The 26,152-nt window shown below is 28.0% G+C and carries 27 protein-coding genes; 13 read left to right on the top strand and 14 right to left on the bottom strand.

Annotated elements, in window-relative coordinates:
- The first annotated feature begins 15 nt into the window (after window positions 1–15).
- Window positions 16–729 (top strand): 2,3-bisphosphoglycerate-dependent phosphoglycerate mutase, encoded by a 714-nt coding sequence (locus ACTT9P_RS01880; protein ID WP_440908999.1) that lies wholly within the window; start codon window positions 16–18, stop codon window positions 727–729.
- On the opposite strand, the gene ACTT9P_RS01875 is transcribed toward ACTT9P_RS01880, so the two are convergent.
- From ACTT9P_RS01875 to polA, 7 genes are read right to left on the bottom strand one after another with little or no spacing between them, the layout of a single operon-like run.
- Complete coding sequence (locus ACTT9P_RS01875) at window positions 707–1,396, bottom strand: sugar phosphate nucleotidyltransferase (RefSeq protein WP_440908998.1); 690 nt, start codon at window positions 1,394–1,396, stop codon at window positions 707–709. The two genes, ACTT9P_RS01880 and ACTT9P_RS01875, sit on opposite strands and share 23 nt — an antisense overlap.
- Window positions 1,393–2,343 carry a phosphotransferase gene (locus ACTT9P_RS01870; protein WP_440908997.1) on the bottom strand — a complete coding sequence of 317 codons (951 nt, stop codon included), beginning with the start codon at window positions 2,341–2,343 and terminating at the stop codon, window positions 1,393–1,395. Before ACTT9P_RS01870 ends, ACTT9P_RS01875 begins: the two co-directional genes overlap by 4 nt.
- Window positions 2,333–2,803 carry a tRNA (adenosine(37)-N6)-threonylcarbamoyltransferase complex ATPase subunit type 1 TsaE gene (tsaE, locus tag ACTT9P_RS01865; RefSeq protein WP_440908996.1) on the bottom strand — a complete coding sequence of 157 codons (471 nt, stop codon included), beginning with the start codon at window positions 2,801–2,803 and terminating at the stop codon, window positions 2,333–2,335. Before tsaE ends, ACTT9P_RS01870 begins: the two co-directional genes overlap by 11 nt.
- Complete coding sequence (ahcY, locus tag ACTT9P_RS01860; protein ID WP_440908995.1) at window positions 2,787–4,073, bottom strand: adenosylhomocysteinase; 1,287 nt, start codon at window positions 4,071–4,073, stop codon at window positions 2,787–2,789. The genes tsaE and ahcY overlap by 17 nt, the downstream gene beginning before the upstream one ends.
- Before the next feature lie 42 nt (window positions 4,074–4,115).
- Window positions 4,116–5,657: an ATP-binding protein gene (locus tag ACTT9P_RS01855; RefSeq protein WP_440908994.1), complete on the bottom strand. Its 1,542-nt coding sequence runs from the start codon at window positions 5,655–5,657 to the stop codon at window positions 4,116–4,118.
- Window positions 5,657–6,364, bottom strand: a complete 708-nt coding sequence (locus tag ACTT9P_RS01850; protein ID WP_440908993.1) for a response regulator transcription factor — start codon at window positions 6,362–6,364, stop codon at window positions 5,657–5,659. Before ACTT9P_RS01850 ends, ACTT9P_RS01855 begins: the two co-directional genes overlap by 1 nt.
- Window positions 6,365–6,413: 49 nt before the next feature.
- The gene (polA, locus tag ACTT9P_RS01845) at window positions 6,414–9,185 is read right to left on the bottom strand and encodes a DNA polymerase I (protein ID WP_440908992.1); all 2,772 of its coding nucleotides are present in this window, start codon (window positions 9,183–9,185) and stop codon (window positions 6,414–6,416) included.
- Window positions 9,186–9,291: 106 nt separating this feature from the next.
- Between polA and ACTT9P_RS01840 the strand changes: the two genes are divergently transcribed.
- A complete protein-coding gene (locus ACTT9P_RS01840) occupies window positions 9,292–9,843 on the top strand; it encodes a biotin transporter BioY (protein ID WP_440908991.1) in 552 nt (183 codons plus the stop codon).
- Here ACTT9P_RS01840 and ACTT9P_RS01835 read toward each other — a convergent pair.
- A complete protein-coding gene (locus ACTT9P_RS01835; protein ID WP_440908990.1) occupies window positions 9,836–10,399 on the bottom strand; it encodes an ActR/PrrA/RegA family redox response regulator transcription factor in 564 nt (187 codons plus the stop codon). The two genes, ACTT9P_RS01840 and ACTT9P_RS01835, sit on opposite strands and share 8 nt — an antisense overlap.
- 150 nt (window positions 10,400–10,549) lie before the next feature.
- On the opposite strand from ACTT9P_RS01835, the gene ACTT9P_RS01830 reads away from it, so the two are divergent.
- Genes ACTT9P_RS01830 through speB form a run of 3 tightly spaced genes read left to right on the top strand, consistent with a single transcriptional unit; the run spans window position 10,550 to window position 13,654 of the window.
- Window positions 10,550–11,734 (top strand): type III PLP-dependent enzyme, encoded by a 1,185-nt coding sequence (locus tag ACTT9P_RS01830; RefSeq protein WP_440908989.1) that lies wholly within the window; start codon window positions 10,550–10,552, stop codon window positions 11,732–11,734.
- Window positions 11,734–12,777 (top strand): 1,9-bis(guanidino)-5-aza-nonane synthase, encoded by a 1,044-nt coding sequence (locus tag ACTT9P_RS01825; protein ID WP_440908988.1) that lies wholly within the window; start codon window positions 11,734–11,736, stop codon window positions 12,775–12,777. The genes ACTT9P_RS01830 and ACTT9P_RS01825 overlap by 1 nt, the downstream gene beginning before the upstream one ends.
- Window position 12,778: 1 nt before the next feature.
- Window positions 12,779–13,654: an agmatinase gene (gene speB / locus ACTT9P_RS01820; protein ID WP_440909961.1), complete on the top strand. Its 876-nt coding sequence runs from the start codon at window positions 12,779–12,781 to the stop codon at window positions 13,652–13,654.
- On the opposite strand, the gene ACTT9P_RS01815 is transcribed toward speB, so the two are convergent.
- The 4 genes from ACTT9P_RS01815 to ACTT9P_RS01800 are packed head-to-tail and all read right to left on the bottom strand — an operon-like array spanning window position 13,651 to window position 17,191.
- A complete protein-coding gene (locus tag ACTT9P_RS01815) occupies window positions 13,651–14,205 on the bottom strand; it encodes a queuosine precursor transporter (protein WP_440908987.1) in 555 nt (184 codons plus the stop codon). The genes speB and ACTT9P_RS01815 overlap by 4 nt on opposite strands.
- Complete coding sequence (gene rpmB / locus ACTT9P_RS01810; protein WP_440908986.1) at window positions 14,205–14,522, bottom strand: 50S ribosomal protein L28; 318 nt, start codon at window positions 14,520–14,522, stop codon at window positions 14,205–14,207. Before rpmB ends, ACTT9P_RS01815 begins: the two co-directional genes overlap by 1 nt.
- A 60-nt stretch (window positions 14,523–14,582) precedes the next feature.
- Complete coding sequence (locus ACTT9P_RS01805; protein ID WP_440908985.1) at window positions 14,583–15,629, bottom strand: quinone-dependent dihydroorotate dehydrogenase; 1,047 nt, start codon at window positions 15,627–15,629, stop codon at window positions 14,583–14,585.
- Window positions 15,629–17,191, bottom strand: a complete 1,563-nt coding sequence (locus ACTT9P_RS01800) for a lysine--tRNA ligase (protein WP_440908984.1) — start codon at window positions 17,189–17,191, stop codon at window positions 15,629–15,631. Before ACTT9P_RS01800 ends, ACTT9P_RS01805 begins: the two co-directional genes overlap by 1 nt.
- An 88-nt stretch (window positions 17,192–17,279) precedes the next feature.
- Here ACTT9P_RS01800 and ACTT9P_RS01795 point away from each other — a divergent pair, with 88 nt between their 5' ends.
- From ACTT9P_RS01795 to ACTT9P_RS01785, 3 genes are read left to right on the top strand one after another with little or no spacing between them, the layout of a single operon-like run.
- Window positions 17,280–18,719, top strand: a complete 1,440-nt coding sequence (locus tag ACTT9P_RS01795) for a TrkH family potassium uptake protein (RefSeq protein ID WP_440908983.1) — start codon at window positions 17,280–17,282, stop codon at window positions 18,717–18,719.
- Window positions 18,720–20,096 carry an AmpG family muropeptide MFS transporter gene (locus tag ACTT9P_RS01790; RefSeq protein ID WP_440908982.1) on the top strand — a complete coding sequence of 459 codons (1,377 nt, stop codon included), beginning with the start codon at window positions 18,720–18,722 and terminating at the stop codon, window positions 20,094–20,096.
- The gene (locus ACTT9P_RS01785) at window positions 20,086–20,841 is read left to right on the top strand and encodes a C40 family peptidase (protein WP_440908981.1); all 756 of its coding nucleotides are present in this window, start codon (window positions 20,086–20,088) and stop codon (window positions 20,839–20,841) included. Before ACTT9P_RS01790 ends, ACTT9P_RS01785 begins: the two co-directional genes overlap by 11 nt.
- Here the strand turns inward: ACTT9P_RS01785 and ACTT9P_RS01780 are convergent.
- On the bottom strand, window positions 20,838–21,734 hold the full coding sequence (locus ACTT9P_RS01780) for a prephenate dehydrogenase (RefSeq protein WP_440908980.1): 897 nt from the start codon (window positions 21,732–21,734) through the stop codon (window positions 20,838–20,840). The two genes, ACTT9P_RS01785 and ACTT9P_RS01780, sit on opposite strands and share 4 nt — an antisense overlap.
- Window positions 21,734–22,816, bottom strand: coding sequence for a histidinol-phosphate transaminase (hisC, locus tag ACTT9P_RS01775; protein WP_440908979.1), 1,083 nt, complete (start codon window positions 22,814–22,816; stop codon window positions 21,734–21,736). Before hisC ends, ACTT9P_RS01780 begins: the two co-directional genes overlap by 1 nt.
- Window positions 22,817–22,995: 179 nt before the next feature.
- Here hisC and metX point away from each other — a divergent pair, with 179 nt between their 5' ends.
- The 5 genes from metX to rpmA are packed head-to-tail and all read left to right on the top strand — an operon-like array spanning window position 22,996 to window position 26,152.
- Complete coding sequence (gene metX / locus ACTT9P_RS01770; RefSeq protein ID WP_440908978.1) at window positions 22,996–24,120, top strand: homoserine O-acetyltransferase MetX; 1,125 nt, start codon at window positions 22,996–22,998, stop codon at window positions 24,118–24,120.
- A complete protein-coding gene (metW, locus tag ACTT9P_RS01765; RefSeq protein ID WP_440908977.1) occupies window positions 24,117–24,713 on the top strand; it encodes a methionine biosynthesis protein MetW in 597 nt (198 codons plus the stop codon). Before metX ends, metW begins: the two co-directional genes overlap by 4 nt.
- A gap of 1 nt (window position 24,714) precedes the next feature.
- Complete coding sequence (gene gloB / locus ACTT9P_RS01760) at window positions 24,715–25,434, top strand: hydroxyacylglutathione hydrolase (RefSeq protein ID WP_440908976.1); 720 nt, start codon at window positions 24,715–24,717, stop codon at window positions 25,432–25,434.
- Window positions 25,435–25,493: 59 nt separating this feature from the next.
- A complete protein-coding gene (gene rplU / locus ACTT9P_RS01755; RefSeq protein ID WP_440908975.1) occupies window positions 25,494–25,889 on the top strand; it encodes a 50S ribosomal protein L21 in 396 nt (131 codons plus the stop codon).
- Window positions 25,890–25,897: 8 nt separating this feature from the next.
- Window positions 25,898–26,152: a 50S ribosomal protein L27 gene (gene rpmA, locus ACTT9P_RS01750; RefSeq protein ID WP_014952642.1), complete on the top strand. Its 255-nt coding sequence runs from the start codon at window positions 25,898–25,900 to the stop codon at window positions 26,150–26,152.

Genomic DNA, 26,152 nt, shown 5'->3' with positions numbered 1-26,152 from the left:
AAATAATTTAAACTTATGAGTTCAATTATATTAGTCAGACATGGTCAAAGCATTTGGAATCTTGAAAATAGATTTACAGGATGGGTAGATGTTGACATTACAGAAAAAGGTGAAGAAGAAGCAAAAAAAGCTGGAAATTTGTTGTTAAAAGAAAAACTTGATATTGATTATTATTTCACTTCTTTTCAATTACGGGCAAAGCGAACGTTATTAATAATAAAAGAAATTTTAAGCGACAATAAAGAAGTTCAGGAATTTTGGGAACTTAATGAAAGACATTATGGTGCATTAACAGGTTTAAATAAAGATGAAATGAAAGCAAAACTTGGGGAACAAAAGGTTCATGAATTTCGAAGATCTTGGAACTTAAGACCAGATAAACTTGACCGAAATAATTCACATCATCCAAGAAATTTAGATATCTATAAAAATATTCCTGAAGATTTAATTCCTGACACAGAATCTTTAGAAGATACCTATAATCGAGTAATAAAGATTTATGACAAGCATATAAGGCAATTAGTTAAAAAAAATAATGTACTAATTTCTGCACACGGTAATTCCATTAGAGCTTTATGTAAATTCTTATTTAAATTAGATGAAGATCAAATTTCAAAATTAGAAATTCCTACAGGAAATCCTCTGTATATAAGATTTGATAATAATGAAAATATATCTGAATGCAGATATTTGGATAATGAGCGTGCTAAAGACCTTGTAGTTTTTTAAAAATATCTAAATTAGTTACGTGTAAAAATTTTTTTTTACTCTCATATCCATATAATTGGTTTTTCTTAATGAAATCATTCCATATATTTCTTATTGAAAAAGTTTCTACATTCAAATTTTTAAATGAATTTTTATTCAAAATTTGACATCCTGTATAAATATAATTGTTTACATTATTTTTTGAAATTGAATTTTCATTGAGACTAAAATCGCCTTTTAGATTTTCATCAAAACTCAGACTCTGATTTACTAACATTAAAATATTGTTTAATTTTTTTTTAAAATAAAAACTTTCCATTTCTTTCAACTCAATTATGTAATCTTTATTCCATAAAGTATCTGGATTAAAAATAAAGAAATCTACTGATGATGATGCATTCATCAAATTTAATATACCACCTCCTGTGTCGAGGATTTCATCTCCATCCTCAATGATGGAAATCTTAGCTTTAAAATTATTATTTTTTATATAATTTTTAATTTCATCTTGTAGGTAAAAAGTATTTAATAAAATATGATTTATATCTAAGCTTTCGATTAAGTTTATACATCTTTGAAGCAATGTTAAATCATTGATTTTTAAAAGTGGTTTAGGCGTAACATCTGTTAAAGGCTTTACTCGTTTACCATATCCAGCACAAAGAATTAATGCAGTTTCTATTTTCATTTTATTTGTTTTGGGAAATTATCACTTAGTAATTTATTAAGCATTTTTAAATGAATATTTTGCTTAACTCTTAGTTCAATTAATTTCCAAGCATATGGTATCATTTTAAGATAATTATACTTTTTATCTCTTACAGCTAATCTTGTAAATATTCCTATTATTTTTAAATTTCTTAGAACTGATAGGATTTCAAAATCATTCTTCAAATAAAAGAAATTTATTTTTTTATTTTTTTTTAAAAAATAATCAAAAATTTTATTCTTTGTTGTTATAGATGTTTTGAATCTCACATCATCAATAATTGAAGCTAAATCATAGGCTTGATTTCCAATCAATGCATCCTGGCTATCGATTAATGAAGTCCTATCTTTATTTAAAATAATATTTGAAACATGAAAATCTCTATGAACAAATGTATCGTTTTTTAATTTTAATTTGCTAATTAATTTTTTTATTTCACCTTTTATCTTTTTATTAAATAAATCTTTTTTATTTTTGTTCAAATTTGATGGGACGTACCATTTGCAAAAAAGTTCAGCCTCTTCAAATAAAGTTTTCTTGTTATACTCTGATATATTGTAAGTTTTGCCTTTAAAATTTTTAATTTTTCTATCTTTAATTTTTTGGATTTTTAATAATAAGTCAATTGCCTGTCTGAAATATTTTAAATCTTTAGAATTATTTTTCAAAAAGTTGAACATTGTTTTCTCACCTAAATCTTCTATTTCAATATAATTCAGCTCATAATTCTCATTTATTAATTTTGGAGCTTTAACATTATTTTTATTCAAAATTTTATTAATACAATCATAGACAAGCAAATTTTTTTCTTTTTCTTTATCTGCATAAACAATTATTGAATTTTTTTTATAAAATGATTTTCTATAAAATTGTCTAAAGGATGCATCTCCTTTAATTTTTTTTAATCTATATTCTTTAAGAGACATTTTTGATTAAATTTTCATAACTTAATTCTCTATTTAGATAATCTTTGGAATAACTAAAACTTAACTTTATAAAATTATTCAGATTATCAAATAAAAGAGTTGGCCATTCTATTAATATTAAAGAATTTTCAGTATCTTCTAGAATACCTAGGTTATTAATTTCATTAAATTCTTTTAACCTATACAGATCATAGTGCTTAATATTTATGTGTTCAATTTTATATTCATTAAGAATATTAAAGGTTGGACTAGTTACTTCTGTTAGATCTAAATTATTTTTTTTCTGAAATTCATTAATTAGATATCTTACGAAAGTAGTCTTACCTACTCCCATTTCTCCTATCAAGAATACAATATCTCCATTAACAAGTATATTTGTAAATTCTTTTGCAATTTCTGCTGTAATTTTTTCTGAAGAAATATTTATTTTACCACTGCTAGTATTAGTAGCGATATGCATTTGGTTTAAACGGCCCTTCTACGCCAACGCTTATATAATCAGCTTGGTCTTTAGAAAGTTTAGTTAATTTAGCTCCAACTTTTTTTAAATGCAGCATTGCAACTTTTTCATCTAAGTGTTTGGGTAAAACATAAACTTTATTTTCATAATTTTTATGATTATTCCAAAGTTCTATTTGCGCTATTACTTGGTTTGTAAATGATGCACTCATTACAAAACTAGGATGACCAGTAGCACAGCCTAAATTAACTAATCTACCTTCCGCCAAAAGGATAATTCTTTTTCCACTTGGTAATTCAATTTCATGAACTTGTGGTTTTACTTCTGTCCACTTATAATTTTTTAATGCCTCAACTTGTATTTCATTATCAAAGTGACCAATATTACATAAGATTGCTCTATCTTTCATTTCTCTCATATGGTCTGCTGTAACTATGTCTTTATTTCCAGTTGCGGTAACCACTATATCCGCTTTACTTATAGCTTCTTCCATTAAAACAACTTCATAACCTTCCATAGCCGCCTGTAATGCACAAATAGGATCTGCTTCTGTAACAAGAACTCTTGCACCACTTTGTCTTAATGATGCAGCACTTCCTTTTCCAACATCACCAAAGCCTGCAACTATAGCAACTTTTCCAGACATCATAACATCTGTAGCTCTTCTAATTCCATCAACTAAACTTTCTCTACATCCGTAAAGGTTATCAAATTTAGATTTTGTAACAGAGTCATTAACGTTTATTGCTGGAACCATAAGAGTTTTATCTTTTTCCATCTTGTTTAATGCTTTTATTCCAGTTGTTGTTTCTTCAGAAACACCTTTGATATCTTTCAATAAATCTTTGTACTCTTTATGCATCATAGCTGTAAGATCACCACCATCGTCAAGTAACATATTAGGTTTCCAATCTTTTTTTCCTTCGATTGTTTGTTTAATACACCAAATATATTCTTCTTCTGTTTCACCTTTCCATGCATAAACTGGTATTCCAGCTTTTGCGATGGCTGCAGCGGCATGATCTTGTGTTGAAAAAATATTGCATGAAGACCATCTTACTTCAGCTCCTAAATCTACTAAAGTTTCAATAAGTACTGCAGTTTGAATAGTCATATGTAAACAACCTATAATCTTTGCTCCTTTAAGCGGTTGCTTATCTTTATATTCTTCTCTTAATGCCATTAATCCTGGCATTTCACTTTCAGCTATTTGAATTTCTTTTCTGCCAAATTCTGCTTCTGTAATATCTTTTACTTTAAAATCATCCATGGCGAGGCTTCTAACAATAAAATAAAAAATAATCAACAATCATTAGGCTTTTATAAAATTAATTTCTATTGAAGCACCTTTTTTATTAAGATTATTTGAGGCAGAAATTGTTGCATCGTGTAAATCTACTAAATTTTTAACAATATTTAATCCTAAACCTGAGTGTTTTCCAAATTTGTCAGGTCTATTGCTGTAAAATCTTTTAAATATTTTGTTTGTATCTTTTTCCTTAAAACCTCTTCCTTCATCAATCACTTTTATTGAAATGTTATTTTGATTATTTTTGATCAATTCTACAAAAATATTAGTATTGTCATCACTAAAAGAAATAGAGTTGTCTAATAAATTTGCAATAATCTGCTCAATTCTATTTTCAATACCATTAATAAAATAATCCTTATTTCCATCATCTTTAAAAGAAATATTTATTCCTCTTTTTGCAGAATAGATATTATTAAAATCGTCAACAACAGATTTTATTATTGGTTCAAGATTAATTTTTTTCATCTTCTCTTTACTTAAAGCAACTTCATCTTTTAGTATTTGTGAATAATCAGTTATTAATCTTTCAATTCTTTCAACATCATGACTTAAAATATTAACTAGTTTTTCTCTTTGATCCCCATTATCTGTGTCTTGTAAAATTTCTGAGGCACTTTTCAAAGATGCTAAGGGGTTTCTAATTTCGTGAACCAAGTCTGTTGAAAAGTTTTCTGCATTAGAGATCCTTTTTTGAAGTTCTAAAGTCATATCATCCAACGACTGTGATAAAAGTCCTAATTCATCATTCCTTATTTTCAAACTTTCAATATTTGTTTTTTCTTTTCTTTTTGCTTTAATATTTTTTGTATAACTAACAAGATTTTGAATTGGTTTTAAAAAATACCTATTCAAAACAAATGAAAAAATCAAAATTACAACTGCAACTACTATTGCCGTTCGTATGATAAATGTTTCTCTTTCTTGTATTGCAGCTCTAACATCATTAGCGTTTTCTGTAATTGCAACATACCCAACATTGTTACCATCTTTATTAATATTCTTAATTGTCGTTAACTTAAATTGTTCATAAGTTTCCTCAGAAAAAGTATATGGTTTTCCAAAATTTCTTGAATCAATGTAAATAAAAAGAACATCCTTCAAAGAAATCGAGTTTTTTTTATTTATATTAATATTTTTTTTTTCAACTATTTCTTTTGTTTTTTCTTCACTTAATACTTCAAACTCAATTATATTTAACCTTTGAGAAAATGCTCTTGGATCTAAATCTAAAGTATCTGTATCTCCTATAAGATTCAGTTCATTATCAAAAAATATAACTCTATCTAGGTTTTGAAATAGAAAACGCGTTGATGTTAAAAATTTTTGAATATCTCTTTTATTCAAATTTACATCTAATCTTAAGATATTGTCTATAGTATTATTTATTACGTTAATGTGATTAGCAGATTTTTTTTTTATCAAATTTGGTTGAACATTTTTTAGATAAAATATTGTTAATATTCCTATTACTAAAAAAAATAAAAAATTAATGAATAAAAATTTTTTTAAAATTGATAAATTTTTTATTACATTATTTAACATTAGCCAACATTCCACCTATAGCCACTACCATATCTGGTTTCTATAGCTGAAAATTCTGGATCAACCTTCTTAAACTTTTTTCTGATACGTTTTACATGGCTATCGATTGTTCGATCTTCAATGTCAGTATCTTCTCTATAAGCAATATCCATTAGTTGTGCTCTCTCTTTAATAATTCCTGGTCTTTTAGCTAACTCTTTAACAATCAAAAATTCTGTTGTTGTAAGTTTATCTGGAAGTTGTTTGCCATCCCATTCACATTCTAATTGTGAAGGATCTAATTTTAATTTGCCATGTGAAATAATACTTTTATTTTCTTCTATTGTAATATTTGTGTCCTTTTTTCTTAATTGAACTCTTATTCTCTCAATAAGAACCTTAATGGAAAAACCACCTGATTTTTTTATAAAATCATCAGCTCCAAGTTTTAATCCTAATAATTCGTCGATCTCATCATCTTTTGAAGTCAAAAAAATAAAAGGTAAAGAAGTTTTTTTTCTAAGTTTTTTTAAAAGCTCTTCACCATCCATTTTTGGCATTTTAATATCAACCACAGCCAAATCTGGTGGTGTTCTTGTTAATCCTATTAAAGCGCTCTCACCATCAATATAGGTTTGAACCTTAAAACCTTCTTTTTCTAAGGCTATACTTAAGCTTGTAAGTATATTTCTATCATCATCTATAAGAGCAATAGTTTGTTTTTGCATACACTCTTTTAAAAATACTAAATTGTTCTAATTTGGGCAAATAACAAAATTAATGTAATACGCCCCAATTATCACCAACATTTACGTCTACAGTTAATGGTGTTGAAAATGAATGGAACTCACTTTCTGATACGCTTGACATTTCTTGTCTTATTAACTTACAAATTTTATCTACATCTTTCTTTGGTGTCTCAAAAATTAATTCATCGTGAATTTGTAAAAGTATTTTGCAATCTTTATATTTAGTTTCTGATAATTTTTCATTTAATCTAATCATAGCTAATCTCATTATTTCAGAAGCTGATCCTTGAATAGGAGCATTAATTGCTGCTCTTTCTTGAAAATTTCTTACATTATAATTTTTATCATTAATCGCATTGAAATGAGATCTTCTGCCAAAAATATTATTTACAAATCCACTTTTTCTACAAAATTTTATTGTGCTATCCATGTAAATTTTTATTTCTGGAAACTTTAAAAAATAAGCATTTAAAAATTCTTCGGCTTCATGGTTAGAAACATTGATTTGTTTTGCTAAACCATATTGTGAAATCCCATAGATGATTCCAAAATTGATTGCTTTAGCTTTTCTTCTTTGATCAGAATTTACTTTTTTAATATCGACATTAAATATCTGACTTGCTGTTAATGAATGAATATCAACATCATTTTTAAAAGCTTTTTTTAATTCTTTGACATCTGCTAAGTCGGCCAAAATTCTCATTTCAACTTGATTATAATCAGCAGAAATTAAAGTTTTGTTTTCATCTGCAATAAAAGCTTTCCTTATATCTCTGCCATCTTCTGTTTTAATTGGGATGTTTTGTAAGTTTGGATCACTAGAAGCTAAACGACCAGTTGTGGTTGCAGCTAACAAAAACGAAGTGTGAACTCTATTAGTCTTATTGTTGATATGTTCAGGTAAAGTATCTGAATAGGTATTTTTTAATTTTGATACTTGCCTCCAATCAAGAACTAGTTGTGGAAACTTGTGTCCTTTAAATGCTAAATCCTCAAGAACTGCAGCACTAGTTGCAAAACTACCTTTTTTTGTTTTCTTTAAATTTGCTATTTTTAAATCATTATAAATAATTTCACCAAGTTGTTTAGGAGACGCAATATTGAATTCTTTTTTTGAAATTTTAAATACATCTTTCTCAAGCTTACTAATTTTTTTCTCGAATTTTGTAGATAAAGTCTTTAAAAATTTACTATCAATTTTAATACCTTCAATTTCCATGAAAGCTAAAATTTTTATGAGAGGTTTTTCAAAGTTCTCATAAATATTTACTAATTTTTCACTTTTTAAACTTTTGTTAAATTTTTTATAAAGTCTGTAAGTAATATCAGCATCTTCAGCTGCATAATCTTTGGCTTTTTCTATTTCCACCTCACTAAAATTAATCTCTTTTTTTCCAGTGCCTACAATCTCTTTAAATGAGATTGTTTTGTGACCCAAATGTAATTCGGATAAAATATCCATATTATGTCTATTTTTCCCAGCATCTAGTACATATGACATTAACATAGTGTCTTCCATCGAATTGAGCGTAATTCCTTGATGGTAAAAAATGATAAAATCAAACTTAATATTTTGACCAATTTTTTTAATACTGCTGTCTTCTAAAATTGGTTTTAATTTTTTTAAAACATCATCTTTTTTGAAATATTTTTTTGATTTATGACCAATTGGAATGTAGCTAGCTTTTCCAATCTTTGTGCTTATTGATATTCCTACTAGCTCAGCTTGATGCGGATCTAATGAGTTTGTCTCTGTATCTACTGCAAATTCTCCGGCCTCTTCAGCTTCATTAACAAGTTTATCTATTTCATCTAGTTTTGTGACTAATTTATAATTCTTATTAGTTATTGGATTATTATCTTTCTTTTGTTCAGGCTCAGCTTTATCATCCTTAAATCCAGCTTCTCCATAAGCAGATATTGCGGAACTTAAAAGTCTATTAAATTCCATCTCTCTTAAAAAAGTATATAATTTCTCTTTATCAATATCTGTGAGTTTAAATTCTTCTAATTTGTTTTTTACAGGCGCTTTATTATCTAAAGTTACTAATTTTTTACTAATTATGGCTTTATCTTTGTTTTCGATAAGAGTTTCACGTCTTTTATTCTGTTTAATTTCATGAGCATTTTTAAGTAACTCTTCTAAATTTCCATATTTATTTATTAATTCTGCTGCTGTTTTTACTCCAATTCCAGGCACACCAGGTACATTATCACTACTGTCTCCAGCAAGTGATTGAACATCTATTACCTTGCTAGCATCAACACCAAATTTATTTTTTACATCTTCTTCTGAAATAAATTTATTTTTCATAGGATCATAAATTCGAACTCCTTTTTTATAGAGTTGCATTAAATCTTTATCAGAAGAAATAATTGTAACTTTTGAGCCTTTTTTTAATATTTGCTCAACATATGTAGCTATTAAATCATCTGCTTCATAATTAATTAGATCCACTGAAGGTAGATTAAAAGCTAAAACAGATTTTCTAATGTATTCAAATTGTGGAGCTAAGTCATCAGGCGCTTCTGATCTATTTGCTTTATAATCACTATAAATTTCATTTCTAAAAGTTTTTCTAGCAGAGTCAAAAATAACAGCAAAGTGTGTAGGCTTTTGTAAATTTTGATCTGATTTAGAATCTTCTAACAACTTAAATAACATGCTACAAAAACCACTCACTGCACCTGTAGGAAGACCGTCACTTTTTCTTGTTAGCGGAGGCAAAGCGTAATAAGCTCTAAAAATATATCCAGATCCATCAACTAGATAGTAATGTTCTTCAGATTTTTTTGTCATTAAATTAAGGTTTTAAAGATTTTTTTTAGAATTATTCTATATAATAATTAATTTTTGGATATTAAAAAAAGTAGATTATTAAATAAAATAATTGTAAAGATAACAAATGGAACTTGTTAAAAACTTAAATCAATCATCAATTGTAAAAACTTTTTTAATAGTAATTCTAGGATCATTAGCTTTGACCATTTCAGCTAAAATTAAGATTCCATTTTATCCTGTACCAATGACAATGCAGACTTTTGTTGTAATGTTTTTGGGTTTAGCTTTTGGATATAAAATAGGTTTAGCTACAGTTAGCTTATACCTACTCGAAGGTATTGCTGGATTACCAGTTTTTTCAAATTCGCCTGAGAAAGGTATTGGTTTAGTTTACTTCACTGGTCCTACTATGGGATATTTAATTGGTTTCTTATCAGCAACAGTAATCGCTGGAATGATAAGTTCTAAAGATAATTTATTAAAAACAATTTTAAAATTATTAATATCCGTCTCAACGATATATATTTTGGGTGTTTTATGGTTAGGCACACTTATAGGATGGGATAAGCCAATATTAGAATTTGGAGTTTATCCTTTTCTACTTGCAGAATTATTCAAACTAGCTTTGCTAGTAATTATTTCAAAAAAAATTTTAAGTTTTAGAAAATTTATTTAGGAGATCTTTTAGAAAGAATTCTTTGAAGAGTTCTTCTATGCATCTTTAATCTTCTAGCTGTTTCAGAAACATTTCTGTTACATAATTCGAATACTCTATGTATATGTTCCCACTTCACTCTGTCAGCTGACATTGGATTTTCTGGTGGTGCAGCCTTTTTTAATGGATCAGCTAATAAAGCTTTTTCCACATCCTCAGCATCAGCAGGTTTTGCTAAATAATCAATAGCGCCTTCTTTAATTGCCGCTACTGCTGTTGGAATATTACCATAACCAGTTAACATAATTACTCTACTATCTGAATTTGAATTCTGAATTTCTTTTACAACATCTAAACCATTCCCGTCGTTTAATCTTAAATCAACAACTGCAAAACCTGGCTTCGAAGTTTTAACTGTATCAATTCCTTTTTGTACACCTTCAGCTTGTACAACCGAGAAACCTTTTTTTTCCATAGCTCTCGCAAGTCTCTCTCTAAATGGATTATCATCATCCACTAAAAGTAATGACTTATTCTCAAAATCATTGATGTTTTTTAGTACAGCTTGTTCTTTCATAACAAGGGTAATATGGTGATTTATTCCTGGATTACAACACTTAATTATTTGCTTTACATCAAGTCTATATTGCTCTAATTGCACGTTTATTGTTAAAGTTTTAAGAATTTAAAGCTTTTTTTTATTAAATTTTTTTTGGAGGCATATGAAATGCAAAAATTTAAAACTGTTGAAGAGCTTATAAGTCAACTACGTCCTGAGCAGCCAGTATACTGTATCAGAAAAGAATCGATTAAAACTGCCTCAAAATTCTTTCAAGATAAATTTCCAGGAAAAATACTATTTGCAGTAAAAACAAACCCTCATCCTGAGGTTCTAAAAACTATCGTAGAAAGTGGTATTGACCAATTTGATGTTGCTTCAATTGAAGAAATTAAAAACATAAAAGAGATTAATCCAAATATTAAATGCTCATTCATGCATACAGTGAAATCAAGAGAGAGCATAGAAAAAGCTTACTTTAAATACGGCGTAAAAACATTTTCATTAGATACAAAAGATGAATTAATTAAAATTATTGAAAGTACAAAAAATGCAAAAGATTTAGAATTATTTGTAAGAGTAGCAGTATCAAATGAACACGCGGAAATAGATTTATCAAAAAAATTTGGAGCAATTAGTGCAGAGGCGATTGGATTGTTGCGACTAGCAAAACAATATGCGTCAAAACTTGGTATAAGTTTTCATGTAGGTTCTCAATGCATGCATCCGATTTCATATTCAAAAGGTATTTCTGAAATAGGAAATATTATAAAAAAGACAAAAATTTTACCTGATTACATAAATGTGGGTGGTGGCTTCCCCACTATATATCCTGATTTAATTCCTCGAAGTTTAGATAGTTATTTTGATGAAATTAAAAAAGGTTTGGCAAATTTAAAATTAGAAAAACTTCCTGAAATTATCTGTGAACCTGGAAGAGCCTTGGTTGCTGAAAGTGGTTCAACAATTGTAAGGGTAAATTTAAGAAAAAAACAAAAACTTTATATAAATGATGGAACTTATGGAACTTTATTTGATGCTGGCACTCCAAATATTGTTTACCCTTCAAAAATGATTAAAGATCAATCAAATAAGATTATCTCAAAAAAACTTACAGCTTTTGATTTTTATGGTCCAACTTGTGATAGCATGGATTATATGAAAGGTCCTTTCTTATTGCCAAACAATGTAAAAGAAAATGATTATATAGAATTAGGACAACTTGGAGCTTATGGTTTAACTTTTAGAACTCAATTTAATGGTTTTTTTTCAGACCTTATCTATGAGGTAGAAGATAAACCAATCATGAGCATGTATGATAAAAATAGCAATCAAGGTATATTGGTTGCTTAATGTCAGATAACAAACCTTTAGGACATAATAGTAAAAAAGATTTCCTAAAAAACCCAGTCGAGCATATAGATATTACATCTTTCGACTCTAGAAAAATAATATCTTCAATGGAGAAAATGTCTTTTGTTTCGAGAGAAACCGCTAATGCAGCAAACATTTATAATCAAATGTTGAAGGATAAAGATTGCACAATTTTTTTAACATTGGCAGGATCAACATCTGCTGCTGGATGTATGAATATTTATAAAGATTTAGTAAAATACAACATGGTAGATGCAATTGTTGCTACCGGTGCATCTATAATTGATATGGATTTTTTTGAAGCGTTAGGTTTTAAACATTATCAAGGTTCACAATTTCAAGATGATACAGAACTAAGAAAAAATTATATCGATAGAATTTATGATACTTATATTGATGAAGATGAACTTCAAATCTGTGATAAAAAAATTTGTGAAATTGCAGATACTTTAGAACCAAGAAGTTATACTTCTAGAGAATTCATTCATGAAATGGGGAAATATCTAAAAAAAAATTCAGTTAAAAAAGATTCTTTAATTGAAACAGCATTTGACAACAATTTACCTATATTTTGCCCAGCCTTCACAGATTCTAGTGCTGGTTTTGGATTGGTGATACATCAAGAAAAAAATCCAAAAAAACATATGACTATCGATTCAATAAGAGAATTTAGAGAACTGACTGAAATTAAAATTAGATCAAAAGGTTCTGGATTATTTATGATTGGTGGTGGTGTTCCTAAAAACTTTATTCAAGATACTGTTATTTGTGCTGAACTTCTTGGAAAAGAAGTTGAAATGCATAAATATGCCGTTCAAATAACAGTTGCCGATTCAAGAGATGGAGCGTGTAGCAGCTCAACTCTTAAAGAAGCTAGTTCATGGGGTAAAGTTGATGTCACTCAAGAGCAAATGGTATTTGCAGAAGCAACTAGTGTTCTACCTTTGATTGCAAGTGATGCGTATCACAAAGGTGAATGGAAAAACAGAGAAAGAAAAAATTTCTCAAAAATATTTAGTTAAGTTGAGATATCTTTCAAATAAAAAAGGGTTTTTAGGAATTGATAACAAATTCAATTTCAAAGAAAAAGTGGTCATAGTTCCGTTTGGACTTGAAAAAACTGTAAGCTATGGTGGTGGTACCAAGAATGGTCCTAAAGAAATAATTAAAGCATCTCATCAAGTAGAGCTTTACGATGAAGAGCTTAATTGTGAGCCTTACAAAAAAATTGGTATTAAAACCTTAGAGCCTTTTAAGATTGATAAAAATATAAATAAAGCCTTAAAAAAAATGGCTGCTGTTAATAAAGAAATACTGAGTAAAAAACTTTTTCCTATGACATTTGGTGGTGAGCATTCAATTACTCCTGGATGTATAGATCCATTTGTTAAAAGATATAAAGATATTTGTTTATTACATTTTGATGCACATGCTGATCTTCGTGACAGTTATAACGGAGAAAAATTTTCTCATGCTTCAGCAATCAGACGTTGTTTAGATCATAAAAATGTATCTACTATTTCGTTTGGAATTCGAAATATTTCAGAAAGTGAAATACCCTTTTTGAAAAAAAATAAATCTAGAATAAATATATTTTGGGCAAAAGATAAACCTAGATGGGATTTAAAAAAGTTTAAAAAATTAATTAAGAACAAAACAGTTTATCTTACATTTGATGTAGATGGATTAGACTCCAGTATTATGCCTGCGACTGGAACACCTGAGCCTGGTGGTTTATTGTGGGATGAAACTTTAAATATCATACGAATAGCTGCCAAAAATTCTAATATAGTTGGTGCTGATATAAATGAATTAGCACCAATTAAAGGTTTTAATTCATATAATTTTTTAGTAGCTAAATTAGCTTACAAAATACTGTCTTATAAATTTATGTACTAAGCCTTAACTGGTTTTAAAACACCAAATAATAATCTAAATGGAATTAGCATTATTAATGCTACAAATATTTTTACAGCTAAATCTCCTAAAGCTAAAGAAAACCATGGTATTCCTGTTCCATAAAATGAAATAGAGAAAAAAAGAAAGGTATCGATGATAGAACCAATCATTGATGATGCTAAAGGTGCAATAAACCATTTTTTTTCTCTAAGTTTATCAAAAATTTGAACATCTAATAGTTGAGCAACAATAAAAGCTGTTCCTGATCCAATTGCTATTCGAATTGAGATCATATCTCCAAAATTAGTTGAGAAGATTAATGTAAATAAAATTCCTATTGAAAAACCAAAATAAACAACTTTTTTTGCGCCATTTTTTCCATAAGATCTATTTGCTAGATCAGTAATCAAGAAAGCAACGGGATAACTAAAAGCACCATAAGTAAGTATATTTTCTAAACCAAACTTATTTATTGGAAATTGAACTAAATAATTTGAAAGAAGAACAATCACTCCCATCAGAAGTGAAAGTAATAAAAACGGTTTTTTCATTAAGCTGATTTAGATGACGGAGTAGCTTTTTTTACGTACGGTGATTTGATTAAAATACTTTTTTTAAGTTTTTTTAATCTAGGAGATAAGTTTTTATTTTTAACAGTTTTTAAAAATTCATCAAAACTACCTTTTTTATCAACTGTTCTCACTCCAGCATTACTTACAGTCACTTTTAAACTTCTTTTTAATAGCTCACTTGTAAATTTAACTTTTTTTAAATTTGGCAAAAACCTTCTTTTTGTTTTATTGTTAGCGTGACTAACATTATGACCCTTCATAGGGATTTTGCCGGTTAATTCACATTTTTTAGACATAATATTTACGGCACTATATAAGGGGAGATCCTTCATGCGTCAAGTTTAATACAACGCAAATTATGAATGATTTCCAACAATTTCAGAATAATTTTTAACTCCCTTTTTGGTAAGTATTTCTTTTAACTCATTTTTAATTTTACTTACAATATTTGGTCCTTGATAAACCATACCTGTATAAAGTTGGACATAATCAGCTCCAGCTAAAAACTTTTGATAAGCGCTTTCGCCAGAATCCACTCCTCCCACTCCAATTATTTTTATTTTTTTATCAAAATATTTATAGAATTTTTTAATCACGTTATTTGATTTTTTTTCAATTGGCTTTCCTGAAAGCCCTCCCTTTTGATGTTTTTGAATATCATTTAAACCTTCTCTAGTAGAGTCTGATGTATTAGAAATTATCGCTGCTTCTATTTTATTTGATAATAGAATATTTGCTATTTCTTCAATTTGTACATCTTTTAAATCAGGAGATATTTTAACCACTAACGGAACTTTTGAATTAAGTTCTTTTTTTTTAGAATTAATCTTACTTAATAAATCATCTAATTTTGACTCGTCATGAAAATTTCTTAAATTTTCGGTATTTGGCGAAGAAATATTGATCGTTATATAATCTGCTAAATTATGAAACTTTTCCAAGCCAAGTAAGTAATCATTTAATCTATCAGTAGTATCTTTATTTGGTCCAATATTAATTCCTAAAATTCCTTTTTTAGGATTATTGTTAATTCTATCATATGCGCTATCAGATCCCTTATTGTTAAATCCTAATCTATTTATAAGAGCTTCATCTTCTACTAATCTAAAAACTCTTGGTTTAGGGTTTCCATATTGAGGCAAGGGAGTAATTGTTCCAACTTCTACAAACCCAAAACCCAACTTAAATAAAGAGTTATAAACCTCTGCATTTTTATCAAAACCAGCTGCCATACCAATCGGATTTGAAATATCATTATTTAAAAGATTTGTTGAAAAGAGAGGATCACTAGAATTTTCATCAAATATATCTGGAATAAAATTAAATTTTAAACTTTTAATTGCTAGTGTGTGTGCAGTTTCTGGATCAATTTTAAATAATAAAGATCGAAAATTTGAAAACATTATTCTATTTTACTTTTTATAAGTTCTTTTGTTTCATTAACACCAAAAAAACTAATAAAAAATCCCATCCTTGGTCCATTTTCTACACCAAATACAACTTCATAAATAAGTTTGAACCAATCCCTTAAATTTTCAGCATAACCATTTTCTTTACCTGTAGAATATATTTCTGTTTGTATATCCTCTGGTTTCATATCATCATTACAATTGTCTAGTTTCGATATAAGAGCTCTCAATGCATTGCTCTCTGCCTCATTTGGTTTTTTATATTTTTTTTGTGATTTTATTACATCATTAAAATATTTGATCGCGTAACCAACTAAGTTATCAAATATTGGATGTTCAGTTTCATTAATATCTTTTTTGTATTTTTTAACAAACTTCCAAAGTAATTCTTTTGTATCTGCATTACTTGTTTCAACTAAATTTAGTAGCATTGAAAATGACATAATCATATTTTCTTTTGGAATCATTCCATTATGAACATGCCAAACTGGATTCATTAATATCTGAAGTTCATTTTGATTTTTTGCTTTTTCAATAAAATCTAAGTATTCATCTACTGCTTTTGGTACTATCTCTTTATATAATTTTTTTGCTCTTTTTGGATTTTGATACATGTACAAAGATAAACTTTCAGGTGATGCATATTCTAACCACTGTTCAATTGTTATCCCGTTCCCTTTTGATTTAGATATTTTTTCACCTTTCTCATCTAAGAATAATTCGTACGCAAAACCAGACGGATTTTTTTTACCAAGTAATTTAATTATTTTTGTAGATAAAATTGCACTTTCAATTAGATCTTTTCCATACATTTCAAAATCAATATCTAAAGCATACCATCGCATAGCCCAATCAACTTTCCACTGCAATTTACAAGCACCATCTAATATGTTTGTTTCAAGTTTTTTTCCATTATTGTCAAAAATGATTTTTGAATTTTTTTTATCAAACTCTATAACTGGTATTTCTAAAACTTTTCCTGTGTCAGGACATATAGGTAAAAATGGGCTATAAGTTTTTTGTCGTTCTTGGCCTAGAGTTGGCAATATAATTTCCATTATACCTTCATAATTTTCAAGAATTAATTTCAATGTTTCATTAAAATATCCCGCTTTATAAAGCTCTGTTGAACTTTTAAAATTGTAATTAAAATTAAAACTATCTAAGAACGATTTAAGTTTTTCATTATTATGCTCACCAAAGCTATTGAATTTTTCAAAAGGGTCGGGAACTTGAGTAAGTGGTTTATTTAAATTATTTTTTAAAAGATCTTGGTTCGGCACATTATCTGGCACTTTTCTCAAACCATCCATATCATCAGAGAAAGTAATTATCTCTGTTGGCAAATCTGTTAAACACTTCAGAGCATTAACCATCATTGAAGTTCTAGCGACTTCTCCAAATGTGCCAATGTGAGGTAATCCACTTGGACCATATCCCGTTTGAAGTGTTATCTTGCCCTTTTTTTCGATTAATGACTTTCTTTCACGAAGCATTTTTTTAGCTTCTACTATTGGCCATGCATTTGTTTTGTCTAAATTTTCTTTTTTAATCATTAATAAATTAAATTTAACTATTTAAAGAAGTAATTGCTAATTCTTAAAGTGTTGAAATTTATTTACCATAAAATATGATTCTTTCAAAATGAGTAATTATAAAACTGTTTTTTTCACACTAGGAATACTTCAGATAATTCTTGGTATATCAATGATCATACCTGTATTTGCTCAAATCCTATTTTCTGAATTAGACTCATCATTTATTGGGGCTTCTATAGCAACAATAATATTTGGTACTTTATTTTTTTTGTCAAATCTAGACCATGATAAAAAATTAAATCTACAACAGGCCTTTCTTTTAACAGCATTGTCTTGGTTAAGTATTGCAATATTTGGGTCACTTCCCTTTATTTTTTCTTCAATGGAATTTTCAGTAACAGACTCATTTTTTGAAAGCATGTCAGGTATCACAACTACTGGCTCAACTATTATTGGCAACTTAGAGAATACACCTAAAGCAATATTATTATGGCGAGCTATATTGCAGTGGTTAGGTGGGATTGGAATAATAGTAATGGCAATCACTTTAATGCCTATAATGAACGTGGGTGGAATGCAGCTTTTTAAAATTTCCAATAACGATTCCTCAGAAAAAATTCTCCCTAAGTCTAAAGAGATAGCTTTAAGATTAATTTATATTTACTCAATTTTAACGCTTTTATGTGCTTTTTTTTATAAAGTTTTTGGAATGAATTATTTTGATAGTTTAACACACTCAATGACTACAATAGCAACAGGTGGTTTTTCAAATTACAACGACTCGATTGGTTATTTTGATAGCGCTTATATAGAGTCTGTATCAATGGTATTTATTATTTTAGGAAGTTTACCTTTCATTGCATACATAAAATTTCTGAATGGCGATAAGCAAATTTTCAAAAATGATAGTCAAATCAGAACTTTTTTTAAGATTATATTTTTTTCAATAGTTATATTGGGAATTTATTTGAGTTTTAATAATATTCAGTCTTTTGACCTGAGATCAATATTATTCAATGTAATTTCTATCATTACTGGTACTGGTTATGTTAACGATCAATTTGATAGTTGGGGCAGTTTCACGATAGTTTTGTTTTTAATGTTAATGTTTATAGGTGGCTGCGCTGGATCAACTACTTGTGGTGTAAAAGTTTTTAGATTCCAAATTTTATATCTTTTTATCATGAACCAAATAAAGAAGATAATATATCCCAAAGGTGTTTTTGTAATAAAATATGCAGAAAACTCAATAAATGAAAAATTTATTGCATCAATAATCTCATTTATATTTTTTTACTTTTTAATCTTTTTTTGTTTATCTGCATTATTATCACTTACAGGATTAGATTTTATTACTGCTATCTCAGGTGCAGCAACATCTATTTCAAATGTTGGTCCAGGATTAGGATCAACAATTGGTCCGAATGGAAACTTTTCTTCTTTACCAGATATTTCCAAATGGATACTTACTGTTGGCATGATACTTGGTAGACTAGAATTATTTGCAATTCTAATTCTATTTGTGCCAGCATTTTGGAGGAATTAAATGATTGAATTTAGAAAACAAAACCTTTCAGAGACGTTTTCTGTTTATTTTGACATAAGAATGTTAAAGATTTTGTTATTAGGTGCTATCCAAGGTTTCCCCTGGGTTTTAATTGGTAGTAGTTTAAGTCTATGGTTGAAAGAAGATGGTCTTGATAGATCTACCATAGGTTGGGCAGGACTTATTTTTGGAGTATACGCTTTTAATTATCTATGGGCTCCATTAATTGATCGAATTCACATTCCTTTTTTAACAAAAAAAATAGGACACAGAAGAGCCTGGATTGTTTCAATGCAAATTATAATTTTATCGTCATTAGTTTTATGGAGCATGCTTAACCCAAGTGAAAGCTTAGCATTAGTTATCTCGGTAGGCTTATTGATAGCAATTGCATCAGCCACTCAAGATATAACTGTTGACGCTTTAAGAATTGAGCAAATAGGTGAACAAGAGGGAAAATCAATGGCTGCTGGTGCAGCAATGGTTGTTGTTGGGTGGTGGACTGGATATAAACTTGGAGGAGTAATTTCATTATTCACTGCTGATATTCTGGAAAATTCTGGGTTTCAAAACTATTGGCAACTTACTTTTCTCATTTTAGGCACTTTGATAATTTTAATGAATATTGGCTTAATGTTTGTAAATGAACCTATTAACAATGATAGAGATGTTATTCAAAAAAATAATGATGATTTAATTTCTAACAAACTTGGAAAAGGTAATATTTTTTCTAAATCTCTTGCATGGATTAGTGGAACAATAAGTGGCCCTTTAATTAGTTTTTTTAAAAAAAATGGCTTCTCAATTGCTATAGGTATTCTGGGTTTTGTTTTTTTATTTAAAATTGGTGAGGCTTTTCTTGGCCGGATGTCCATTATTTTTTACAAAGAAATAGGTTTTAGCAAATCTGATATTGCAATTTACTCAAAAACATTAGGTTGGATTACAACTGTAATATTTACACTGCTCGGAGGATTGTTTGTTATTAGATCTGGAGTACTAAAAGCAATGTTTTTAGCGGGAATTTTAATGGCTGGAACAAATTTATTATTTAGTGTTTTGGCTTGGAGTGGAAAATCAGAAGTATTATTTGCAGTCGCTGTTATTTTTGATGATATTGCCGCTGCTTTTGCAACAGTTGCTTTTGTTGCATTTATTTCTCTTCTTGTTGATAGAACCTACACAGCTACACAATACGCATTATTAGCTTCGATAGGTACCGCAGGAAGAACTACACTTGCTTCATCATCTGGCGCGTTAGTTGATTGGCTACAAGGCGACTGGGGAATATTTTTTATTATAACGGCTATTATGGTTATACCTTCATTAATAATTCTTTATTATATAAAAGATAAATTAAAGATCAGTGAAAAATAAACTTTATTACAATAAATCATTAGGAAATATTTATTTAAAACCTTCCTTAAAATCAGAAATAATTTCTCAAATTCTTTATGGAGAAAAATTTACAATAATAAAAAAACAAAAAGAGTGGTTAAAAATAAAACTGAATTTTGATAACTATGTGGGTTACATTAAAAAATCCAGTTTTAAGGAAACATTTTATCCAACATTAAAAGTAAAGAATTTAAGCGCAAAAACTTTTCAATTAAAAAAAGGAAGATTTACAAGATTAAAACAGAAAATATTTTTTGGTTCAAAAATAATGATTTTGAAAAAATATGGAAATTATTTTGAATTTGAAAAAAATAAATGGATCAATAAAAAAGACTTAATCATAAAAGATCATATAGAAAAAAATTACATCAAAATTTTAAAACTTTTCTTAAATACTAAATATTTATGGGGTGGACGAAGCGCAGACGGTATAGATTGTTCAGCTTTGATGCAAATTTTCTTTTTTTATAATAATAAATTTTTTCCAAGAGATACAAAAGATCAGATAAAATTCTGTAAAGCTAAGAGAAATAAAAAATTCAATAAAGGAGATATAATTTTTTGGAAAGGTCATGTAGGAATATGTACTAACAAAAATGATTTCTTGCATGCTTATGGGCCAAGAAAAAAAGTGCTAATAATGAATACTTTGAAAACTATTAAATTAATTGAAAAAACTGCAAATCTTAAAGTTAAAAAAATTACTAATATATCAAAATATTAATCTCTACCAAAATCAGGTTTATTTATATCATGTTTAAGCTTAATTATCTTGGCTCTTACTTTTTTTGTATTTTTTAATTTTAACAAAATATTTTTATTATTTTGTTTCAAAATATCTTTTTTAAAGTCTAATAAATTTTTGACAAATAAATCTATTGCTTTAGATACATTTCCTTTGTTATTAAAAAAAATATCTCTCCACATTATTTCGTTGGAAGCTGCTATACGAGAAAAATCTCTCAGACCACCAGCGCTGTATTGTATCAAATTATAACTTTGCTGTTTTTCAAAATCTTGTGCCGATTTAACTAAATTGTATGCAATCAAGTGAGGTAAGTGACTTGTAATTGAAAAAATTTTATCGTGTTGATCAGCATTCATAACAACTACTTTTGATCCAATTTTTTTCCAAAAATTTTTCAAAACTTTAAGAGTATTAAGTTTTGTATTTTTGTCCTTAATTAATACACACCACTTATTATCAAATATAGATGCATATCCATTTGTTGGTCCGCTTACTTCTGATCCTGCAATTGGGTGACTAGATAACCAATTTGTTTTTTTTGTTAAATATTTATTTATAATTTTTTGAGACTCAATTTTAGATGATCCTATATCTGTAACAATATTCTTTGAATTTAGTTTAGGATTAATCTTTTTAATAATATTTTGATATTCACTCATAGGTGTGCAAAAAATTATTAAATCACATAAATCTATAACTTCATTAGGATTCTTAACAATTTTACATGGAAGTTTAAGTTTCTTAATCTGACTCAGGTATTTTTTTGATTTTTCATAGACAAAAATTTTCTTAGAAATTTTTTTTTGTTTTATTTTTCTAACCAAAGAAGATCCCAGTAAACCACAGCCAATAATTAAAATATTTTTCATTAATTAAACAAACTTTTCATTGCTTTCATGAAAGCAGCATTTTCTTTTGTTGATCCGATAGTTAATCTTAACTTATTTTTAATTTTATAACCTACTTCAACATTTCTTAAAATAACTCCTTTAGACTGTAATTTTTTATAAACACTCCTAGCTGCTAGCTTGCACTCATCAAAATTAAGTAGTAAAAAATTTGCTGAAATAGGATTTGTTGAAATATTTAATGTACTTAAAAATGATTTTAACTTATTTGCTTCTCTTAAATTATGTCTAACTGATTTAACAATAAATTTTGTATCCTTTAATGCCTCTACTGCTGCAGTTTGAGCAATTGCATTAACATTAAATGGAGGTCTAATTCTATTTAGTGCAGAAATAATTTTTTTTGACCCATAACCCCATCCTATTCTTAAAGAGGCCAAACCATAAATCTTAGAAAAAGTTCTTAAAACAAAAACATTTTCTTTAGATCTAAATATATCTAAACCAGATTTATAATCATTATTTTTCATATACTCAAAATAAGCGTCATCTATAACTAATAGAATGTTTTGCCTTAATTTTTTTCTTAACTGTATTAGCTCTTTGTAATTTAAATAAGTACCTGTAGGATTATTTGGATTAGCAATAAAAACAATTTTAGTATTTTTGCTAACTTTTTTTAAAATATTATTAACATCTACTTTAAAATTTTTTTCTTCAGCTAAGACTACTTTTGCTCCTACAATAGCAGAATATATTCTATACATTAAAAAACTATATCTAGGAATAATTACTTCATCTTTTGAATTAAGAAAAAGTTGACAAATCATTTGAATAACTTCATCTGAACCTGAGCCACATATTAATTTTGTCTCATCACATCTAAATTTTTTTGAAATTTCTTTTTTTAAAGAATTACTTAGTGGATCTGGATATTTAAAAATTTTTAAATTTTTTGAATTTAATATTTTTTTTACTTTTGGACTTGTGCCAAGCGCAGATTCATTAGCAGATAACTTTATTATATTTTTAATGTTTCCTAATTTAGATTTACCTGGTCTATAAACATCTAAATTAAAATTTTTAAATTTTGGTAAACTCATTATTTTAATATTTATATGTATATTTTATAGAATATACAGCTACTTAAGCTATTTTTTAAAAATTGACATAATAATACTCTTCTAGTACAAAACTTTTGCGCTGATTTAACTGAATTGCGAGCGCTATAAAAAAACCGCTAAAAAAGTTTTTTTCTCACAATTCAAATCAGCTATATTTTATGAATAAGATTAAAGATTTTAAAACGCTGATTGTAAAAAAACCGCTCACTTTAGACTGTGGAAGAGTAATTAATAATTTTCCAATAGCATATGAAACTTATGGCAAACTTAATGAAAAAAAAGATAATGCAATTCTTATATTTCACGCTTTAACAGGCGATCAATTTGTTACAGGCAAAAATCCTGTCACAAATAAAGATGGATGGTGGTCTTATGCAGTTGGGCCAGGCAAATCAATTGACTCAGATAAATATTTTTTAATTTGCGCTAATGTAATAAGTGGTTGTATGGGCTCGTTTGGTCCTAGTCATATCGATCCAGAAACTAATAATTCTTATGGTACAAACTTTCCAGTGATTACTATCAATGATATGGTTAATGCTCAAGTTAACCTACTAGATCATTTTGGTATTGATAAACTTTTTTCTGTAATAGGTGGTTCTATGGGTGGTATGCAAGTTTTACAATTTGTAAGTAATTTTCCAGATAAAGCAAAAACAGCTGTCCCAATTGCTTGTACGTCAAGTCACTCAGCTCAAAATATAGCCTTTAATGAATTAGGTAGACAATCAATAATGGCTGATCCTAATTGGATAAATGGAGACTATCAAAAAGAAAATAAAAACCCTTCTAATGGTTTGTCAGTTGCAAGAATGGCGGCACATATAACTTATCTATCAAAAAAAGGTTTGGAAAATAAATTTGGCAGAAAACTTCAAGAAAGAGATGACTTAAAGTTTGGATTTGATGCAGATTTTCAAATTGAAAGTTATTTGCGGTATCAAGGAAGTGTTTTTGTAGATAGATTTGATGCAAACAGTTATCTTTATATTACGAGAGCTATGGATTACTTTGATTTGCCAAGGAAATTTGAGGGCAGCTTATCAAAGGCATTTAATAATACAAAAACAAAATTTTTCATAATTTCGTTTACTTCTGATTGGCTTTATCCAACCCAAGAAAATAAAGAAATAGTTATAGCATTGAATTCTATAGGTGCAGATGTAGGTTTTGCTGAAATTGAGTCTGACAAAGGGCATGACTCATTTCTATTAGATGTGCCTGATTTTTTAAATGTATTAAAAAACTTTGTGGATAAATCTTATGAGGAATTAACTAAATGAAATTTGAATTCCAAACTATAACTAAGCTTATCAAAGATCAAAGTCGTGTATTAGATGTTGGGTGTGGTGATGGTGAGTTGATGCAATATTTAAAAAAAGAAAAACATATTGATATAAGAGGATTAGAAATTTCAAAACAGAATGTAAGAATTTGTATATCAAAAGGTCTTACTACAATAGAAGGTGATGCAGAAAAAGATTTAATTCAATTTCCGGACAAATCATTTGACTACGTTATACTAAGTCAAACTTTACAAGCATTTTTAAATCCTGAAAAAGTAATCAATGAACTTTTAAGAGTAGGAAAAAAAGCTGTTGTAACAATCCCAAATTTTGGCTACTGGAAAATTAGATTACATTTATTATTCAAAGGAACAATGCCAATCACGGAAACTTTACCAGATGAATGGTATAATACGCCAAACTTGCATATGTGTTCAATTAAAGATTTTGTACAATTTTGTGAAAAAAATAACTTTAAATTAAATGAGTCTTTGGCCTTAAATGAAAATAGCTTTTCTTCAATTAGTAAAGCTAATTTAAATTTTAAAAATTTAATGGCAAATCTTGGAATATTCATATTAGAAAAATAAAATGGAAATTTTTACAATTCCTTGTTTGAACGATAACTATAGCTACATTTTGTATGATGAAGCAAATAATACAGCATGCGTTGTTGATCCAAGTGAAGCTAATCCAATTATAGATTTTATAGAAAAAAAAGCGTTTAATCTTAAATATATTTTAAACACTCATCACCATTATGACCATGTTGGTGGGAATGAAGAATTGAAAAAAAAATTTAATTCACAAATAATTGGATTTGAAGGTGATAAAGATAGAATTCCTCAAATAGACATCAAGCTCAATGACCATGAAATTTGGAGCGCTGGAAACTTTAAAGCTAAAATTTTTCATATTCCAGGTCATACATCTGGTCATATTTGTTATTACTTTGAAAAAGAGAATTGTCTATTCACTGGTGATACACTGTTCTCCCTAGGATGTGGAAGAATTTTTGAAGGAACTTACGAACAGATGTTTAATTCATTAAACATTATAAAAAAACTACCTTTGGAAACTTTAATCTATTGTGGTCATGAATATACATTAAAAAATTCAGAATTTTGTTTGAAACATGATCCAACCAATAATGATTTAAAAGAAAAAATTATCAAAATCAAAAAGTTGCGCTCTGAAGGTAAGCCTACGATTCCAACTACTTTAGAAGATGAAATTGCAACCAACATATTTCTAAGAGCTAAAGATATTGAAAATTTCTCAAAACTTCGAGATTTAAAGGATAATTTTTAAGTTATTCAGCTTGACTAAAAGGCTTCTCAGACTATATTGCCTTAAAAAAAATTCAGAATATGTCTTACGCAGTAATTAAAACAGGTGGAAAACAGTACAAAGTAAAAGCTGGTGAAATCTTAAAAATTGAAAAATTACAAGATTCTAAACCTAATTCTAAAATAGAATTTAATGAAATTCTTGCATATGGCGATGACAAAAGTATTGAATTGGGAGCTCCAATAGTATCTGGCGCTAAAGTAGAAGCTGAATTAATTGAAAATAGTAAAAATAGAACAATCTTAATCTTCAAAAAAAGAAGGAGACACAACTCAAGAAGAAAAAACGGTCATAGACAAGAGTTTTCAAAAATAAGAATTAATAAAATCTTTTCAAAAGATGGAAAAGTTTTATCTGAAGCTGAAAAAGTGGTGAAGACTGAAAAGAAAACTGATAATAAAGAGGCTTCAAAGTAAGGTAAATTATGGCAACAAAAAAAGCAGGTGGATCATCTAGAAACGGCCGAGATAGTGCTGGTCGAAGACTTGGTGTAAAAAAATATGGTGGCGAGTCTGTAATCCCAGGAAACATTATTGTTAGACAAAGAGGTACAAAAATTTTTCCAGGAGAAAATGTTGGAATGGGTAAAGATCATTCAATATTTTCAGTGATCAAGGGTAAAGTTGTATTCAAAAAAACAAAATCAGACAGAACATTTGTTTCAGTAAAACCCAATTAA

This window comes from Candidatus Pelagibacter sp. (genome assembly GCF_052048095.1).
In the GTDB taxonomy this organism is placed as follows: domain Bacteria; phylum Pseudomonadota; class Alphaproteobacteria; order Pelagibacterales; family Pelagibacteraceae; genus Pelagibacter.
The sequence above is the reverse complement of the archived record's forward strand: the minus strand, read 5'-3'. Positions and strand labels throughout refer to the sequence as shown.

What these genes read in the sequence shown, in the direction of transcription:
- ACTT9P_RS01880 (WP_440908999.1), top strand. Translation starts at nt 16, where the DNA reads ATGAGTTCAATTATATTAGTCAGACATGGTCAAAGCATTTGGAATCTT.
- ACTT9P_RS01875 (WP_440908998.1), bottom strand. Translation starts at nt 1,396, where the DNA reads ATGAAAATAGAAACTGCATTAATTCTTTGTGCTGGATATGGTAAACGA.
- ACTT9P_RS01870 (WP_440908997.1), bottom strand. Translation starts at nt 2,343, where the DNA reads ATGTCTCTTAAAGAATATAGATTAAAAAAAATTAAAGGAGATGCATCC.
- tsaE (WP_440908996.1), bottom strand. Translation starts at nt 2,803, where the DNA reads ATGCATATCGCTACTAATACTAGCAGTGGTAAAATAAATATTTCTTCA.
- ahcY (WP_440908995.1), bottom strand. Translation starts at nt 4,073, where the DNA reads ATGGATGATTTTAAAGTAAAAGATATTACAGAAGCAGAATTTGGCAGA.
- ACTT9P_RS01855 (WP_440908994.1), bottom strand. Translation starts at nt 5,657, where the DNA reads ATGTTAAATAATGTAATAAAAAATTTATCAATTTTAAAAAAATTTTTA.
- ACTT9P_RS01850 (WP_440908993.1), bottom strand. Translation starts at nt 6,364, where the DNA reads ATGCAAAAACAAACTATTGCTCTTATAGATGATGATAGAAATATACTT.
- polA (WP_440908992.1), bottom strand. Translation starts at nt 9,185, where the DNA reads ATGACAAAAAAATCTGAAGAACATTACTATCTAGTTGATGGATCTGGA.
- ACTT9P_RS01840 (WP_440908991.1), top strand. Translation starts at nt 9,292, where the DNA reads ATGGAACTTGTTAAAAACTTAAATCAATCATCAATTGTAAAAACTTTT.
- ACTT9P_RS01835 (WP_440908990.1), bottom strand. Translation starts at nt 10,399, where the DNA reads ATGAAAGAACAAGCTGTACTAAAAAACATCAATGATTTTGAGAATAAG.
- ACTT9P_RS01830 (WP_440908989.1), top strand. Translation starts at nt 10,550, where the DNA reads ATGCAAAAATTTAAAACTGTTGAAGAGCTTATAAGTCAACTACGTCCT.
- ACTT9P_RS01825 (WP_440908988.1), top strand. Translation starts at nt 11,734, where the DNA reads ATGTCAGATAACAAACCTTTAGGACATAATAGTAAAAAAGATTTCCTA.
- ACTT9P_RS01815 (WP_440908987.1), bottom strand. Translation starts at nt 14,205, where the DNA reads ATGAAAAAACCGTTTTTATTACTTTCACTTCTGATGGGAGTGATTGTT.
- rpmB (WP_440908986.1), bottom strand. Translation starts at nt 14,522, where the DNA reads ATGTCTAAAAAATGTGAATTAACCGGCAAAATCCCTATGAAGGGTCAT.
- ACTT9P_RS01805 (WP_440908985.1), bottom strand. Translation starts at nt 15,629, where the DNA reads ATGTTTTCAAATTTTCGATCTTTATTATTTAAAATTGATCCAGAAACT.
- ACTT9P_RS01800 (WP_440908984.1), bottom strand. Translation starts at nt 17,191, where the DNA reads ATGATTAAAAAAGAAAATTTAGACAAAACAAATGCATGGCCAATAGTA.
- ACTT9P_RS01795 (WP_440908983.1), top strand. Translation starts at nt 17,280, where the DNA reads ATGAGTAATTATAAAACTGTTTTTTTCACACTAGGAATACTTCAGATA.
- ACTT9P_RS01790 (WP_440908982.1), top strand. Translation starts at nt 18,720, where the DNA reads ATGATTGAATTTAGAAAACAAAACCTTTCAGAGACGTTTTCTGTTTAT.
- ACTT9P_RS01780 (WP_440908980.1), bottom strand. Translation starts at nt 21,734, where the DNA reads ATGAAAAATATTTTAATTATTGGCTGTGGTTTACTGGGATCTTCTTTG.
- hisC (WP_440908979.1), bottom strand. Translation starts at nt 22,816, where the DNA reads ATGAGTTTACCAAAATTTAAAAATTTTAATTTAGATGTTTATAGACCA.
- metX (WP_440908978.1), top strand. Translation starts at nt 22,996, where the DNA reads ATGAATAAGATTAAAGATTTTAAAACGCTGATTGTAAAAAAACCGCTC.
- metW (WP_440908977.1), top strand. Translation starts at nt 24,117, where the DNA reads ATGAAATTTGAATTCCAAACTATAACTAAGCTTATCAAAGATCAAAGT.
- gloB (WP_440908976.1), top strand. Translation starts at nt 24,715, where the DNA reads ATGGAAATTTTTACAATTCCTTGTTTGAACGATAACTATAGCTACATT.
- rplU (WP_440908975.1), top strand. Translation starts at nt 25,494, where the DNA reads ATGTCTTACGCAGTAATTAAAACAGGTGGAAAACAGTACAAAGTAAAA.
- rpmA (WP_014952642.1), top strand. Translation starts at nt 25,898, where the DNA reads ATGGCAACAAAAAAAGCAGGTGGATCATCTAGAAACGGCCGAGATAGT.